14 protein-coding genes are annotated in these 14527 nt (G+C 65.6%); 6 read left to right on the top strand and 8 right to left on the bottom strand.

Annotated features, from left to right (window positions below; genetic code table 11):
- Window positions 1-26: 26 nt before the first annotated feature.
- The 8 genes from NDY25_RS15840 to NDY25_RS15805 form a co-directional block, all read right to left on the bottom strand.
- The gene (locus NDY25_RS15840) at window positions 27-269 is read right to left on the bottom strand and encodes a type B 50S ribosomal protein L31 (RefSeq protein WP_043889669.1); all 243 of its coding nucleotides are present in this window, start codon (window positions 267-269) and stop codon (window positions 27-29) included.
- 72 nt (window positions 270-341) lie between these two features.
- Complete coding sequence (locus NDY25_RS15835; protein ID WP_168958752.1) at window positions 342-1280, bottom strand: nucleoside hydrolase; 939 nt, start codon at window positions 1278-1280, stop codon at window positions 342-344.
- A gap of 138 nt (window positions 1281-1418) precedes the next feature.
- Window positions 1419-3563 (bottom strand): ATP-dependent DNA helicase RecG, encoded by a 2145-nt coding sequence (gene recG, locus NDY25_RS15830; protein ID WP_168958751.1) that lies wholly within the window; start codon window positions 3561-3563, stop codon window positions 1419-1421.
- Window positions 3564-3593: 30 nt separating this feature from the next.
- A complete protein-coding gene (locus tag NDY25_RS15825) occupies window positions 3594-3974 on the bottom strand; it encodes a RidA family protein (protein WP_006451364.1) in 381 nt (126 codons plus the stop codon).
- A gap of 72 nt (window positions 3975-4046) precedes the next feature.
- Complete coding sequence (locus tag NDY25_RS15820; RefSeq protein WP_006451365.1) at window positions 4047-6218, bottom strand: RelA/SpoT family protein; 2172 nt, start codon at window positions 6216-6218, stop codon at window positions 4047-4049.
- A 127-nt stretch (window positions 6219-6345) separates the two neighbouring features.
- On the bottom strand, window positions 6346-6645 hold the full coding sequence (gene rpoZ, locus NDY25_RS15815; protein WP_002812428.1) for a DNA-directed RNA polymerase subunit omega: 300 nt from the start codon (window positions 6643-6645) through the stop codon (window positions 6346-6348).
- Window positions 6646-6935: 290 nt separating this feature from the next.
- Entirely contained in the window at window positions 6936-7547 is a 612-nt protein-coding gene (gene gmk, locus NDY25_RS15810; protein WP_043888920.1) for a guanylate kinase, read from the bottom strand.
- Between the two features lie 112 nt (window positions 7548-7659).
- On the bottom strand, window positions 7660-8520 hold the full coding sequence (locus NDY25_RS15805) for a YicC/YloC family endoribonuclease (RefSeq protein WP_168958750.1): 861 nt from the start codon (window positions 8518-8520) through the stop codon (window positions 7660-7662).
- Window positions 8521-8629: 109 nt separating this feature from the next.
- Between NDY25_RS15805 and rph the strand changes: the two genes are divergently transcribed.
- The 6 genes from rph to NDY25_RS15775 all read left to right on the top strand — a co-directional run bounded on the left by rph (window position 8630) and on the right by NDY25_RS15775 (window position 14470).
- On the top strand, window positions 8630-9355 hold the full coding sequence (rph, locus tag NDY25_RS15800) for a ribonuclease PH (protein WP_256627556.1): 726 nt from the start codon (window positions 8630-8632) through the stop codon (window positions 9353-9355).
- Window positions 9352-9744, top strand: a complete 393-nt coding sequence (locus tag NDY25_RS15795; protein WP_168958749.1) for a VOC family protein — start codon at window positions 9352-9354, stop codon at window positions 9742-9744. Before rph ends, NDY25_RS15795 begins: the two co-directional genes overlap by 4 nt.
- On the top strand, window positions 9741-10340 hold the full coding sequence (rdgB, locus tag NDY25_RS15790; protein WP_168958748.1) for an RdgB/HAM1 family non-canonical purine NTP pyrophosphatase: 600 nt from the start codon (window positions 9741-9743) through the stop codon (window positions 10338-10340). The genes NDY25_RS15795 and rdgB overlap by 4 nt, the downstream gene beginning before the upstream one ends.
- Window positions 10341-10356: 16 nt before the next feature.
- The gene (gene hemW / locus NDY25_RS15785) at window positions 10357-11514 is read left to right on the top strand and encodes a radical SAM family heme chaperone HemW (RefSeq protein WP_168958747.1); all 1158 of its coding nucleotides are present in this window, start codon (window positions 10357-10359) and stop codon (window positions 11512-11514) included.
- Between the two features lie 179 nt (window positions 11515-11693).
- Window positions 11694-14126, top strand: a complete 2433-nt coding sequence (locus NDY25_RS15780) for a DUF1631 domain-containing protein (RefSeq protein WP_168958746.1) — start codon at window positions 11694-11696, stop codon at window positions 14124-14126.
- Window positions 14123-14470: a PilZ domain-containing protein gene (locus NDY25_RS15775; RefSeq protein WP_006451372.1), complete on the top strand. Its 348-nt coding sequence runs from the start codon at window positions 14123-14125 to the stop codon at window positions 14468-14470. The genes NDY25_RS15780 and NDY25_RS15775 overlap by 4 nt, the downstream gene beginning before the upstream one ends.
- The last annotated feature ends 57 nt before the right edge of the window (window positions 14471-14527 follow it).

Genomic DNA, 14527 nt, shown 5'->3' with positions numbered 1-14527 from the left:
TTGCCGGTACAGCCCGTCCTGCAAGTTCAGCGCGCGTAGCGCTTCTGGAACTTGTCGATACGGCCGCCGGTGTCGATCACCTTGTGCTTGCCGGTATAGAACGGGTGCGATGCCGAGGAGATATCCACCTTGATCAGCGGATAGTCCTGGCCGTCTTCCCACTTCACGGTCTCTTTCGAGCTCATGGTGGAACGGGTCAGAATCTTGAAATCGGACGTCACGTCGTGGAAGACGACGTCGTTGTAGCTGGGATGAACGTTATCTTTCATGGACTTGGCGCCGGGCTGCCTGGATAGGCCGGTCATTATAGCGGCCTACCTTTGCCCGGCGCAAGCTGCGTCCTAACCGGCTGCCAACGCGGCCTCGACCAGGCCATAGAACCGCTGGCGGTCGTAGTCCAGTAGCAGGTTGGCGTTGTCGGGCGCGCCATCTCGGCGATTCCAGTCCACCACGGTCATGCCACGGGTGTGGGTGCCGGTCAGCTCGATATGGACCGGCCGCCGCTCCAGCCGCTGCGCGCCCTCCGGATGCAGCGCGAAGGCCATCGCCAGCGCATCGGCGGCGTACCAGTGCTCGCCACGGCTGTCTTCGGACCACAAGCGGGTTTTGCGCGAGATTTCTTCGTAGAACTTCGCGCGTGCCGAGTCCGTTGCCAGCCATTGCTCGACATCCCGATGCAGCAGGCCGTGCGCGATGGTGGCCTCCCAGTCGGCGACATCGAACTGCGGAAAACCGCGGAACACGATATGCGCCGCCTCCGGGTCGAAGCCGATATTGAATTCGGCCGCCACGGTGATATTGCCGTGCCCGGTCAGCGCCCCGCCCATTACCACCAGCCGCGCCACGCGCTGCGGCAGTGTCGGGTCCAGGGTAAGCGCCAGGGCAAGATTGGTCAGCGGGCCGAGCGCGACCAGCAACAGCTTGCCCGCGTGCTCATGCGACAGGCGCAGGATGGCCAGCGCAGCGTGCTCGGCCTCGGCGGTGCGCCTGGCCGGCGCCAGGCAGACATCGCCAAAGCCATCGATGCCGTGCACATGCGCCGCATCCACCGAGGGATGCAGCAGCGGCTGCGGGCAGCCCGCGTAGACCGGCACATCCTCACGACCCGCAATCTCGCAGACCTTCAAGGCGTTGCGCACGGTATGTTCCAGGCCCACGTTGCCGGCGGCGATGGTCAGGCCGACCACCTCATGACGGGTGTCGTTGAACGCCATCAGCAGCGCCAGCGCGTCGTCCACGCCCGGGTCGGTGTCGATCAGCAGCGGTATCTTTTTTGTCATGGGATTCGGGATTGGTCATTCGGGATTCGTTACCGCATCTTCGCAAGGATCAGCCGGCCAAGCGAATCACCGGGCCGCCCAGGACGCAGCAGCCGCGCTTTTACGATTCCCGATTCCCGATTCCCCAATCCCCGCCGCTCACGCGGCGGCGTAACGCACCGCACTGCCGATCCAACGCGCGACGACACGATCGGCGATCTCCGGCGCTTCGGCCAGCAGCCGCTCGGCAAGCACCTGCACGCGCGGCAGCAGCCCGGCATCGCGGGCCAGATCGGCAATGCGAAAACTCGCCAGACCGGTCTGCCGGGTACCCAGCAATTCGCCCGGGCCGCGCAACTCCAGATCCTTTTCGGCGATCACGAAGCCGTCGTTGGTCTGGCGCATGGTTTCCAGACGCTGGCGCGCCATCATCGACAACGGTGCCTGATACAGCAGCACGCAACTGGACGCGGCCGCACCGCGCCCGACCCGGCCACGCAACTGATGCAACTGGGCAAGACCCAGGCGCTCGGCGTTCTCGATGATCATCAGCGAGGCGTTGGGGACGTCCACGCCCACTTCGATCACGGTGGTGGCGACCAGCAGATCGGTGTGGCCCTGCTTGAAATCCAGCATGGCTTTTTGTTTTTCGGCCGGCTTCATGCGGCCGTGCACCAGCGCCACGCGCACGCCCGGCAACTGTGCCGATAGCGCTTCAAAGGTGACCTCTGCGGCCTGCGCTTCGATCTTTGGCGGGCCAGGCGGCGCGCCTTTGCCGGGCTCTTCGCTTTCTTCGATCAAGGTGCACACCCAATACGCCTGGCGCCCTTCGGCGCAGGCGGCGCGGATGCGCTCCACCAGGTCCGGGCGACGTTCTGCGCTCAAGACAATCGTCTGCACCGGCGTGCGCCCGGGCGGCAATTCGTCGATGGCCGAGACATCCAGATCCGCATAGGTGGACATCGCCAGGGTGCGCGGGATCGGCGTGGCGGTCATCACCAACTGATGCGGCACGCTGCCGGCAGCCGCACCCTTGTCGCGCAGGGCAAGCCGCTGATGCACACCGAAGCGGTGCTGCTCATCGATGATGGCCAGCGCGAGGTCGTGAAAGACCACCGCCTCCTGCATCAATGCATGCGTGCCGACGACGACCTGCGCCTGGCCGGAGGCCACCTCGGCCATCGCCGCAGCACGCGCCTTGCCGGTGACCTTGCCGGCCAGCCAGACGATGCGCACGCCCAGCGGTTCCAGCCAGCCACGCAGGTTGGTGAGGTGCTGCTCGGCCAGCAGTTCGGTCGGCGCGGCCAGCGCCACCTGCTTGCCCTGCTCCACCGCCAGCATCGCCGCCAACGCGGCGACCACGGTTTTACCGCTGCCGACATCGCCCTGCACCAGCCGTAGCATCGGCGATGGCTTGGCAAGATCGCGCGCAATCTGCTCGAACACGCGCTGCTGCGCGCCGGTGAGCTGGAACGGCAATGCCGCGCGCAGTTGCTGCACGAGGTTGCCATTGCCGGGCAGCCTGGGCGCATGAAAGCGCTGCAAGGCGATGCGTTGGCGGCGCAGGCTGAGTTGATGCGCCAGCAGTTCCTCGATCGCCAGGCGTTGCTGGGCCGGATGGCCGCCCGCGAGCAGTTGCTGCGGGTCGGTGTTGACCGGCGGGCGATGCATGGTCAGCAGCGCCTCACGCAAGGAGGGCAGTTGTTCGTCCTGCAGCCAATGCGGCGGCAGCAATTCCAGCGCGGCCTCCGGCGGCAGCCGCTCCAACGCCTGGCCGATGAGCTTGCGCAGCGTGGCCGGCCCAACGCCCTCCAATACCGGATAGACCGGATCCAGGCTATCGCCCAGCCCGGCGTCTTCGCCCTCCGCCAGCACACGGTAACTGGGGTGAACGATTTCCCAACCGTTCTGCCCCGGCTTGGGCGTGCCGAACACCCGCACCCGCGTGCCCGGCGCGAACTGCGCCACCTGGGCCGCGCGGAAATGGAAAAAGCGCAGCACCAAAGTGCCGTGCGAGTCGTCCGACACCGCTACCCGCAGCACCGGCCGGAAGCGGAAGCCGCGCTCCATCGCATCGACGCGGCCTTCGATCTGGGCCGGCACGCCGCCCTGCAACTGCGCGATCGTGGTCAGCCGCGTGCGGTCTTCGTAACGCAGCGGCAGATGCAGCCACAGATCCTGCAAAGTAAAAATGCCACGCGCAGCGAACTTCTCGGCCACTTTCGGGCCGACCCCGGGCAGGCTGGACAGCGATGCCTGGCCTGCAACGGCCAGGCTCGGCGTGACGGTGAGCGCGCGTGGCACGGCAGATCGAATCGGATCAGTCGAACTGGATCACTCGAGCACCATCACCGCATCGACTTCGAAGCCGGCACCCTTGGGCAGACCGGAGACTTCGATGGTGGAACGCGCGGGGAACGGCGCCTGGAAATACTCCTGCATCACCGCGTTGACGGCGGCGAACTGGCCGAGATCGGTCAGGTACAGGCCCAGGCGCACGATCTTGTCGAGCGAGCCGCCGGCTGCTTCGGCCACCGCCTTGAGGTTGTCGAAGCAGCGACGCGCCTGCGCACCGATGTCACCCGGCACGATCTCGCCGGTGGCCGGATCCAGCGGGATCTGCCCGGAGAAATACACCGTGTTGCCGGCACGCACGGCCTGCGAGTACGGGCCAATGGCGGCAGGCGCCTGGTCGGTATGGATGATCTGAGACATGGAAACTCCGCTGCAAAGGTGTGTGCAGCAGTTTAGGCGTTTGTGCGGATTTGCTCGACTGCTGCGCGCGCTTTACTGACGGCCGACGCTTTGCACCACATGCAAGCGCCGCAACCGGCGCATCACTTCGGCCAGATGGCGGCGATCGCGGACCTGGATGTTGAAGCGCAGCACCGCGGCATTGAAATCGCGGTCCAGGTAATCCACACGCTCGATGTTGGACTGGCTCTGCGCAATCGCCGCGGCAAGCTGCGCCAGCACGCCGGTGCGGTTTTCCACCTCGACCACCAAGGCGGTGTCGTAATCGCCGGTGACGCCCGAATCCCAATCGATCGGCACCCAGCGTTCGGGCGATTTGCGCAGTTCGGCCAGGTTGGTGCAATCCAGCCGGTGCACCACGATGCCCTTGCCGGCGGTGTGGTAACCCATGATTTCGTCGCCGGGAATCGGCTGACAACAGTTGGCGAAGCTGATCACGCCGCGCTCGCTGCCGTCGATCAGGATCTTTTCGTGCGAATGCTTGGAATGACCGCCGCCGCGCAGTTCGGCATAGGCCATCAAGGCCTGCGCGGCCTGGTTGGGCATCCAGTTGCCCAGCGCCACGTCGGCCAGCAAGGCTTCCAGGCGCGGATAGCGGTGCTCGCTGAGGAAGGCGTCCAGGCGGCCCTTCGGCAGCCGTTCCAGCGAGCTGTCCATTGCTTCCAGCGCGCGGTCGAGCATGCGGTGGCCGAGCTGCACGGCGTCTTCGTGTTCGAGCTGCTTGAGCTGGTGGCGGATCGCGGTGCGCGCCTTGCTGCTGACCACGAACTCCAGCCACTGCGGTTTGGGCGTGGCCGAGCGCGCGGTGATGATTTCCACCGCCTGGCCGCTGACCAGCTTGGTGCGCAGCGGCACCAGCTTCTTGTCCACGCGCGAGGCGACTGCGCGATTGCCCACATCGGTATGCACCGCGTAGGCAAAATCCAGCGCGGTGGAATTGCGCGGCAATGCCAGGATCTTGCCCTTGGGCGTGAACAGGTAAACCTCGTCCGGGAACAGATCGACCTTGACGTTGTCCAGAAACTCCAGCGACGAGCCGGCGGCGCGCTGCGAATCGATCAACTCCACGATCCAGTCGTGCGCGCGGCTCTGCGCGCTGTTGGGCGATGTGGAACCGACCTTGTAGGTCCAGTGCGCGGCCACGCCGCGTTCGGCGATCAGGTCCATCTCTTCGGTGCGGATCTGTACTTCGATCGGCGAGCCGTAAGGACCGAACAACACGGTGTGCAGCGACTGGTAGCCGTTGGCCTTCGGGATCGCGATGAAATCGCGAAAGCGCCCGTCCAGCGGCTTGAACGTGGCATGCACCGCGCCGAGGGCGTGATAGCAATCGGCCACCGAACGCACCACCAGACGGAAGCCGAACACATCCATCACCTGATCGAAGGATTTGTTCTCTTCGTGCATCTTCGAATAGATGCTCCAGGGCGTCTTGATGCGACTGACCAGCCGATGTTCAAGCCCTTCCTTGGCCAGCCGCTGCGACAGCTGCACTTCCACCTGCGCCATCGATTCGCGCCGCACCACCGGCTGGCTGCGGATGTGCTTTTCGATGATGGCGTGACGCCATGGATACAGTGCGCGGAAGCCCAGGTTCTGCAACTCGGACTTGATCAGGCTCATTCCCAGGCGCTGTGCGATGGGCGCATAGATTTCCAGCGTTTCGCGCGCGATGCGGCTGCGCGCCTCGCTGCTCTGCGCGCCCAGCGTGCGCATGTTGTGCAGGCGGTCGGCCAGCTTGATCATGATCACGCGCAAGTCGCGCGACATCGCCAGCAGCATCTTGCGGAAGCTTTCCGCCGCCGCTTCCTGGCGGTCGCGGAACTTGAGTTTGTCCAGCTTGGTGACGCCATCGACCAGCTCGGCCACCGCTTCGCCGAACTCCGAGGCCAGCTCTTCGCGGGTCAGCGGCGTATCTTCGATGGTGTCGTGCAGGATCGCGGCGATCAGCGATTCCATGTCCAGGCCGAGTTCGGCGAGTACGCCGGCCACGGCGACCGGATGGGTGATGTAAGGCTCGCCGGACTTGCGGGTCTGGCCGGCATGCGCGGTGGCACCCACTTCCCAGGCACGGCGCAGGATCGGCAGCTGCTCCTTGGGAAGGTAGCTGGCAGCGCGTTCGAGGTGCAGGACGTAATCGGGGATGGCCGGGTCGGGAGACGAGGACGTCACGACGGTCGCCTGGGCAGTGGGGCCTGGGTTCATGGCGGAAGACTATGCCAGCGGCGCGGTCACGGCAAACGTTTGCGCACTACGCGCGCGAAAGCGGCCCGCAAACGAAAACAGCCCGCACAAGGCGGGCTGTTCGGATCGATCGCAGCGATGCGAGCAATCAATCGTCGTTTTTGGACATGTCTTCGTCGGCGACCACTTCGGCGGCGGCCCATTCCAGCGCTTCGCGCTCGGCGCGCTCGCGTTCGGCCTTCTCGACTTCATCGATCAGCGCGTTGTCGATCCGGCGGGCGGCGATCTCGCGCAGCGCCATCACGGTGGGCTTGTCGCTGGCGTCTGCGTTTTCGATCAACGGCTGGACGCCGTTGGCGAGCTGACGGGCGCGCTTGGAGGCCATCATGACCAGCTCAAAACGGTTGTTCACGACTTCCAGGCAATCTTCTACGGTAATGCGGGCCATGCGGGCTCCCGGCGACCAGCAACGGCCGCGCATCGAATGAGGGAAAGGGGGCGGAGTGTACGCCCGGGCCGCTGGGCGGGCAACCGGCTGTCGTTCAGTTTGCTTTGGAATCAGCCACTTGGAACAAATCGATCGAGACGCAGCGCCTCCTGGTGCGCAGAACAGCCCCGCACGCCTGGCCCGGCCGTTCCCCTAAGCCGCAGCGACACGCAGGCCGAATGCGATGTTCAGCTGCAGCGTCATCGCGCCGTGACACCGATGATCGCCGCTCCACCTACCACACCAGGAACTCAGTCAAGCAGCGCCTGGATCAGGCCGGCATGCCGCTGCTGCTGCGCCTGCCGACGCAGCCGGCTGGCGGTGAAGATCGCGCACATCTCCGACACCGCCGTCTCGAAGGTCTCGTTGATGATCACGTAATCGAATTCTTCGAAGTGCAGCATCTCTTCGCGTGCGGCGGCCAGGCGCTGCGCCATCACGTCTTCACTGTCCTGGCCGCGCTTGCGCATGCGCTCGTCCAGCGCCTGGCGCGAAGGCGGCAGGATGAAGACGCTGACCGCGTCGGGGACTTTCTGGCGCACCTGGCGCGCGCCCTGCCAGTCGATTTCCAGCAGCACATCGTGGCCGGCAGCCAGCTGCGGCTCCACCGACTGCCGCGCGGTGCCCTTCCAATCGCCATGCACCAGCGCATATTCGAAGAAGTCGCCCGCTTCGATCATGCCCTGGAACTCGTCGGCGGAGACGAAGTGATAGTGCTCGGCATGCCGCTCGCCGGGCCGCGGCGCGCGCGAGGTGAACGAGATCGACAAGGCAATCTTGGGATCACGCGCCAGGGTGGCGTTGACGATGCTGCTCTTGCCGGCGCCGGAGGGAGCCGCAACGATATAGAGGGTGCCGCGCATTTTTAGGGAATAGGGAGTCGAGAATAGGGAATGGGGCACCGCGCGGAGCAAGCAGGCCGAGGGGAATCGTACCTGCTTTGACGATTCCCCATTCCCGATTGCCTATTCACGGCTATTCGATGTTCTGCACCTGCTCGCGGATCTGGTCGATCAGCACCTTCAGATCCACCGCCGCGTTGGAAGTGCGGCTGTCCACCGACTTGGAGCCCAGCGTATTGGCTTCGCGGTTGAATTCCTGCAGCAGGAAGTCCAATCGACGGCCGACCGGTTCGCGCTGCTTGAGCACGCGGCGGATCTCGGAAATATGGCTGGACAGGCGATCCAGTTCCTCGTCCACGTCCAGCTTCTGCAGCCACAGCACCAGTTCTTGCTCGGCGCGCCCCGGGTCCACCGGATGCGGCAGATCGGCCAGGCGTGCGGCGAGCTTGGCGCGCTGGCCTTCGCGAATGGCCGGAATCAGCGTGCGCACTTCGGCGGCGATGCGTTCAATCGCATCCACCCGCTCGCTGATCGCCTCGGCCAGCTTGCCGCCTTCGCGCTCGCGCGCGGCGACGAAACTGTCCACCACCTCATCGAGCAATGCCAGGGCCTGCGCCTGCAACGCCGGTGCGTCCACGTCCTGCACCTGCAGCACGCCGGGTAGCTGCAACAGATCGGTAAAGCCGACCTGCAACTTGGGAAACACACCGTCGAGCCGCGTGGCCAGTGCGCCCAGTTCCTGCAGCAGGGATTCGTTGACGGCCAGGGTCTGCGCGTTGTCCGGCGCGCGCAGGCGCAGCGCCAGATCCAGTTTGCCGCGGCTGTTTTTTGCCGCCACGCGTTCGCGCAGCATCGGCTCCAGCGCGCGCAGTTCTTCGGGCAGGCGCACGCCTATTTCAAGAAACCGGTGGTTGACCGAGCGCAGCTCGCAACCGAGCGTGCCCCAGGGCGTGATGCGTTCGCCGCCAGCAAACGCGGTCATGCTTCGAATCATCGTCAGTCCCGTGCCTTCAAAGCGCGAATGGTACCCTAGCCGCCCGCGCTGGCTGACCGCCTCGCCACGCGCTGACCCAGACCCACCTCCCGACTTCCGGACTCATCGCATGACCTTTTCCCGTCCCAGCGGCCGCACGGTCGACCAGCTGCGCCCGGTGCGCATCGAACGCGCTTTCACCCGTCACGCCGAAGGCTCGGTGCTGGTCAGCTTCGGCGACACGCGAGTGCTGTGCACCGCCAGCGTGGAAAACCGCGTGCCGGGGTTCCTCCGCGGCAAGGGCGAAGGCTGGGTGACCGCCGAATACGGCATGCTGCCGCGCTCCACCCACACCCGTTCCGATCGCGAAGCCGCCCGTGGCAAGCAAGGCGGGCGCACGCTGGAAATCCAGCGTCTGATCGGCCGCGCATTGCGCGCCTGTGTGGATCGCAATGCACTGGGCGAGCGCACCATCACCCTGGACTGCGATGTGCTGCAGGCCGATGGCGGCACCCGCACCGCTGCGATCACCGGCGCCTACGTGGCGCTGGCCGATGCGGTGAACCTGCTACTCAAGCGTGGCGACATCAAGAAGCATCCGCTAATCGGTGCGGTGGCCGCGGTGTCGGTGGGCATCTATCGTGGCGAGCCGGTGCTGGATCTGGATTACCCCGAAGACAGCGACTGCGACACCGACATGAATGTGGTGATGAACGATGGCGGCGGCTTCATCGAGCTGCAGGGCACCGCCGAAGGCCACGCGTTCCGCCGCGACGAACTCAACGCGCTGCTCGCCCTGGCCGAAAAGGGCATGGGCGGATTGTTCGCCCTGCAACGCGCTGCGCTGGCCGGATGAGCCGTCGCATCGCCCTGACCACCTTGCTGGTCGCCGACTACGATGCGGCGATTGCCTGGTACACCGGCGCGCTGGGTTTCCAGGTGCTGGAAGATCGCGCACTTGGCGACGGCAAACGCTGGGTGGTGATCGGCCCGGGCGACGCGCAGGAGGCCGCACTACTGCTCGCGCAGCCGGCCGACGCCGCGCAGCAGGCGCGCATCGGCGACCAGACCGGTGGGCGGGTGGATCATTTTCTCTACACCGACGACTTCTGGCGCGACCACGCGGCCATGCAGGCGTTTGGCGTGGAATTTCTGGAAACCCCGCGCGAGGAACCGTACGGCACGGTCGCTGTATTCCGCGACCTGTACGGCACCAAGTGGGATCTGCTGGAGCCCAAGCAATGAAACAACTGGTCCTGGCCAGCGGCAACGCCGGCAAGCTGGAAGAACTGCGCGCCATGCTCGCAGAACTTCCGCTGCGCATCGTGGCGCAAGGCGAGCTGGGTGTCGAAGACGTGCCGGAAACCGGCCTGACCTTCGTCGAGAACGCCTTGATCAAGGCGCGTCATGCCAGCGCGGTCACCGGCCTGCCGGCACTGGCCGACGACTCCGGCCTGATCGTCGATGCCCTCGGCGGCGCGCCCGGCTTGTACAGCGCGCGCTATGCCGGCAGCCCGACCAATGCGCAGGCCAACAACGCCAAGTTGCTCGAGGCCATGCGCGATGTATCGGCCGAGCGCCGCAGCGCGCGGTTTTATGCGGTGATCGTGCTGCTGCGTCATCCGGAAGATCCGCAACCGCTGATCGCCGAAGGCAGCTGGGAAGGCGTGATCACCACCGAACCGCGCGGCGATGGCGGCTTCGGCTACAACCCGGTGTTTCTGGACCCGGTGTACGGCCTGACCGCTGCGGAAATGGAGACTGCGTTGAAGAACCGGCTGAGTCACCGTGCGGTGGCGTTGGCCACGTTGCAGCACAAGCTGCACGCCCTGTCGCTGTGAACGATGGCCTGATGCAGTGTCCGACCTGATTCCACCGCCGTTATCGCTGTACGTGCACCTGCCCTGGTGCGTGCGTAAATGCCCGTACTGCGATTTCAACTCGCATGCGGCCAAGGGCGTGCTGCCGTTCGAGGAGTACGTGGATGCGTTGATCCGCGATCTGGACAACGATTTGCCGCTGGTGTGGGGGCGCGTGGTGCATTCGGTGTTCTTCGGCGGTGGCACGCCGAGCCTGTTTCCGCCCGAGGCGATCGATCGCTTTCTGCAAGCCGCGGCTGCGCGGCTGCGCTTTGCACCAAATCTCGAGATCACCCTGGAAACCAATCCAGGCACCGCCGAGCATGGCCGCTTCGATGGTTATCGCGCCGCTGGCGTAAACCGCCTGAGCTTCGGGGTGCAGACCTTCGACGATGTGGCGCTGCAGCGGCTCGGTCGCATCCACGACAGTGCCGAGGCCGAGCGCGCGATCAAGCTGGCGCAAGATGCCGGCTACGACAATTTCAATATCGACCTGATGTACGCGCTGCCCGAGCAAACCCTGGCACAGGCCGAGCGCGATCTCGAGCGCGCCTTTGCGCTGCAGCCCACCCACATGTCGCATTACCAGCTCACGCTGGAGCCGAACACGGTGTTCTTCGCGCGGCCGCCCAAGGGCATCCCCGACGACGACGCGGCCTGGGATATCCAGGAACACTGCCAGCGCCTGCTTGCCGAGGCCGGCTATGCGCAGTACGAAGTGAGCGCCTACGCCAAGCCCGGGCGGCAATGTGCGCACAACCTCAATTACTGGCGCTTTGGCGATTATCTGGGCATTGGCGCCGGTGCGCACGGCAAGATCAGTTCCGGCGCCGAGCAGCACGTACTGCGCCACTGGAAGCACAAACATCCGCAGAGTTATCTGGCCAGCGCCGGCAATGCGGCATCGATCGGCGGCGATGAGGTCGTGCCGCGCGCGCGGTTGCCGTTCGAATACATGCTCAATGTATTGCGCCTGCACGAAGGCTTCCGGCTGAGCGATTTCGAAGCCTCTACCGGTTTGGAGGCGTCAGAGATCGCAGCGCCGTTGGCGCGCGCGGTCGCGCAGGGTTGGATGACCGAGCAGGACGGACGCGTGATACCGACCGAACTGGGCCGCCGCTTCACCAACGACGTGGTCGAGTTGTTCCTGACCTGACGCTGGCCAGCAAACTCTCGCGAGCGTCCGTCATCCGCGCGTGACCGGCACGGCAGGTCTGGAGTGTTCGAGGGGTCCATCGCACCGAGCAATGGCCGCGCCTGGCCGCTCCAATGTCGCGCGGCAATGCGAAAAACATGCTACATAGCTCACGCTTCGAACCGAGCACACCTCCACGGATGTCCACGCCCGCCTCTTCCCTGCAGCACACACTCAGCGGCCCGATTGCCGATGCGCCGGTGTCCGCGCGCGGCCGGCATCTGCTCGCGGCACTGCATGCGCACTGCGTGCAGGCGCTCAGCGGGCCGCTGCGGCTGACCATCGTCGAGCTGGAACGCGAGTTGCTGCATCAGGCCGAACATGCGCGCAACAGCCAGATCCATGCCGAAACCTACGCGCAGACGCGTGGCCTGCGCGATCATATCGATCGGTTTCCGCAAGCCTTTCTGCAGCAGCTGGCGCAGGATCTGGCCAACCTGCGCGAGCGCCCGTCGCTGACACCGCTGGCCGATGCGCCGGCGCATCCGCAGATGCTCACGCTGGTGGAAGACACCGATATCGACCGCGACATCGTGCTCAGCGAGATCGCGCGCCGCGAAACCTCGCGCCGTGCCGATGCGCTGCAATTGCTGGCGCAACGGTTGGCGGTGATCGGCGTGGTTGCCGAATTCGAACTCGAAGAAGTCCCGCTCGGTCCGTACGCGCTGTGCCGCCTGCTGCGCCAATGCGGCGAAACGCTGGGGTTGAGCCTGGATGGGCAACTCACGCTGTACCGCGTGTTCGAGCGTCAGCTGATCGAGCGTTTGAACGATCTGTATGAGCGTGTCAACAGCGTCCTCGCACAGGAAGGCATCCTGCCGGGGCTGATCTATCACCCGTATCTGGTCAAGCCCACGCAGGTGCAGACGCGGCGTGCGCTGCCTGCATCTGCCACTGGATCGCAGGATGCTGCACCCACCAACGCGCGCGCGATGCCGCCGCGTGGCGGGCAACCGGCGACCGGCTGGAGCGGACAGCCCGCACCGACACCGTGGCAAAGCGCCTTGCTGGATCCGTCAGATTTTCCGATGACACTGACTGCGGCTACGTACGGTGAGCAGGCAACACCTGCATTGAGCGATGCAATGCAGGCGCTTGGCGGCCTGATGTCGTCGGCACGTCAATCGCAGGCGGCCGGCAACACAGGCCCATCTGCGCCTCACAGTGCATCGAATCACGGCGCTGCCAATCGCGGTACAGCGCCCGCAACAGGCTCGCAGGCGACAGCTGAAAGAGCATTTCCCCAGCTTGCTTCCACGGCAGTGCCCAAAGCCGCGCTCAGCGACGCGCTGGCCAGCCTGCAAGGCGCGTTAGCCGTGCAATCAACTGCAGCGGCCGGCATCGATGCGGTGCAGCGGCAGGTGCTGGAACTGCTGCGCGCCCAGCACGGCCCGGACGCGGCGCTATCGCCGCAGGACACCGACACCTTCGACCTGCTCGGCCTGCTCTACGCGCAGATGCAACGCGAAGTGCGCGAGCAGACCCCGGCGCAGACCTTGCTTGCCAAGTTGCAGGTACCGGTGGTGCGCGCGGCATTGGCCGACACGCATTTTTTCGTGCGCGATCAGCACCCGGTGCGCGAATTGCTCAACACCGTGGCCGAGTCCGGTGCGGTGTGGCTGGGCGAGGACGATGTCGACCCGCAGTTGCTGCACAAGCTGGGCAATGCGGTCGACAAGATCGTCAACGACTATCACGGCGACGAAAGTGTCTTTGCTGCGGCCAACGACGAGATCCAGACGCATCTACGCGCACTGGCGCGCAAGGCCGAGGTCGCCGAGCGGCGCCATGTGGATGCCGCACGCGGCAAGGAGCGGCTGGAATCGGCCAAGCAACAGGCGGCCGAGCGAATCGAAGATCTGTGCGAGCAGAGCGCGCCGCCGCGTTTCGTGCAATCGCTGCTGCGCCAGGCGTGGTCGGACGTGCTCACGCTCACGCTGCTGCGGCAAGGCGAGCAATCGCCCGAATGGGATGAGCGCCAGGCACTGACGGCGCGTATCGCCGAGGTCACCTGTCTGAGCAAGGGTCAGCCCACCGACACCGCGCTCGGTGGCGATGTCCAAACCGCGCTGCTGCAGATCGGCTATCACCAGGACGAAGCGGCGGCGATCGCGCGTCGCCTGTCCACGCCCGGTGGCGAAGACGAGATGACCTCGCGCACCGAACTCACCGCCAAACTCAGGGCGCGCACGCGGCTGGGCGACCAGGGCGAGACAGCCCCGCGCAAGGACATCGCCACACCGCGCTCGTCGGCCGAAGAGGAGTGCTACACGCAGTTGCGCAGCCTGCCATTCGGCACCTGGTTCGAATTCGTGGTCAACCAGCAGGGCGATCTGCGCCGGCAACGGCTGTCCTGGTACAGCCCGATGACCGACAACGCGTTGTTCGTCAATCAGCGTGGGCAAAAGATCGGCGAGCAGTCGCTGGATGGTCTGGCGCGGATGATGGCCGGCGGCCAGGCGCGCTTGCTGGTTGAAGAAAAATCGCGTCTGATCGACCGCGCCTGGCATGCCACCGTGCGCACGTTACGTCACCTTGCCGGCCAGTCGCCTGCTGCAGAGGTCGCCCCATGATCCAGGACACCCGTCGCGCGCCGCGCCGTCAACCGACCGATCTGGTGCCGGTCACCGACATGCTCAGCGAGGCGCAGATCGGCCGCGTTGGCAATGTGTCGGAAACCGGCATGCTGCTGCTGGCTTCGGTTCCGCTGCATGACGACGCCTTGTATCAATTGCGCTTCACCCTGCCCGAGCGCGTGGGCCGCGCCACCGAGATCGATGTCGGCGTGCACCTGCTGTGGTCCGAAGCCGCGCACGCCCCCGGACAGGCCTGGGCCGGTTTCCGCTTTCTGACCATGTCGGAGCCACATCGGCGACGCCTGCGCGCCTGGATCGCCGAGGAACACATGGCCGGCTGAAGGCACAGCGCCGCTGCCAGGATTGCGGCAAAATTGCGCATTGCCTTTGCATTGCCG

Origin of the sequence: Xanthomonas hortorum pv. pelargonii (genome assembly GCF_024499015.1) — a bacterium.
In the GTDB taxonomy this organism is placed as follows: Bacteria; Pseudomonadota; Gammaproteobacteria; order Xanthomonadales; family Xanthomonadaceae; genus Xanthomonas; species Xanthomonas hortorum_B.
This window is presented reverse-complemented; position numbering and strand designations above follow the sequence as displayed.

What these genes read in the sequence shown, in the direction of transcription:
- NDY25_RS15840 (WP_043889669.1), bottom strand. Translation starts at nt 269, where the DNA reads ATGAAAGATAACGTTCATCCCAGCTACAACGACGTCGTCTTCCACGAC.
- NDY25_RS15835 (WP_168958752.1), bottom strand. Translation starts at nt 1,280, where the DNA reads ATGACAAAAAAGATACCGCTGCTGATCGACACCGACCCGGGCGTGGAC.
- NDY25_RS15825 (WP_006451364.1), bottom strand. Translation starts at nt 3,974, where the DNA reads ATGTCTCAGATCATCCATACCGACCAGGCGCCTGCCGCCATTGGCCCG.
- NDY25_RS15820 (WP_006451365.1), bottom strand. Translation starts at nt 6,218, where the DNA reads ATGAACCCAGGCCCCACTGCCCAGGCGACCGTCGTGACGTCCTCGTCT.
- rpoZ (WP_002812428.1), bottom strand. Translation starts at nt 6,645, where the DNA reads ATGGCCCGCATTACCGTAGAAGATTGCCTGGAAGTCGTGAACAACCGT.
- gmk (WP_043888920.1), bottom strand. Translation starts at nt 7,547, where the DNA reads ATGCGCGGCACCCTCTATATCGTTGCGGCTCCCTCCGGCGCCGGCAAG.
- NDY25_RS15805 (WP_168958750.1), bottom strand. Translation starts at nt 8,520, where the DNA reads ATGATTCGAAGCATGACCGCGTTTGCTGGCGGCGAACGCATCACGCCC.
- rph (WP_256627556.1), top strand. Translation starts at nt 8,630, where the DNA reads ATGACCTTTTCCCGTCCCAGCGGCCGCACGGTCGACCAGCTGCGCCCG.
- NDY25_RS15795 (WP_168958749.1), top strand. Translation starts at nt 9,352, where the DNA reads ATGAGCCGTCGCATCGCCCTGACCACCTTGCTGGTCGCCGACTACGAT.
- rdgB (WP_168958748.1), top strand. Translation starts at nt 9,741, where the DNA reads ATGAAACAACTGGTCCTGGCCAGCGGCAACGCCGGCAAGCTGGAAGAA.
- NDY25_RS15780 (WP_168958746.1), top strand. Translation starts at nt 11,694, where the DNA reads ATGTCCACGCCCGCCTCTTCCCTGCAGCACACACTCAGCGGCCCGATT.
- NDY25_RS15775 (WP_006451372.1), top strand. Translation starts at nt 14,123, where the DNA reads ATGATCCAGGACACCCGTCGCGCGCCGCGCCGTCAACCGACCGATCTG.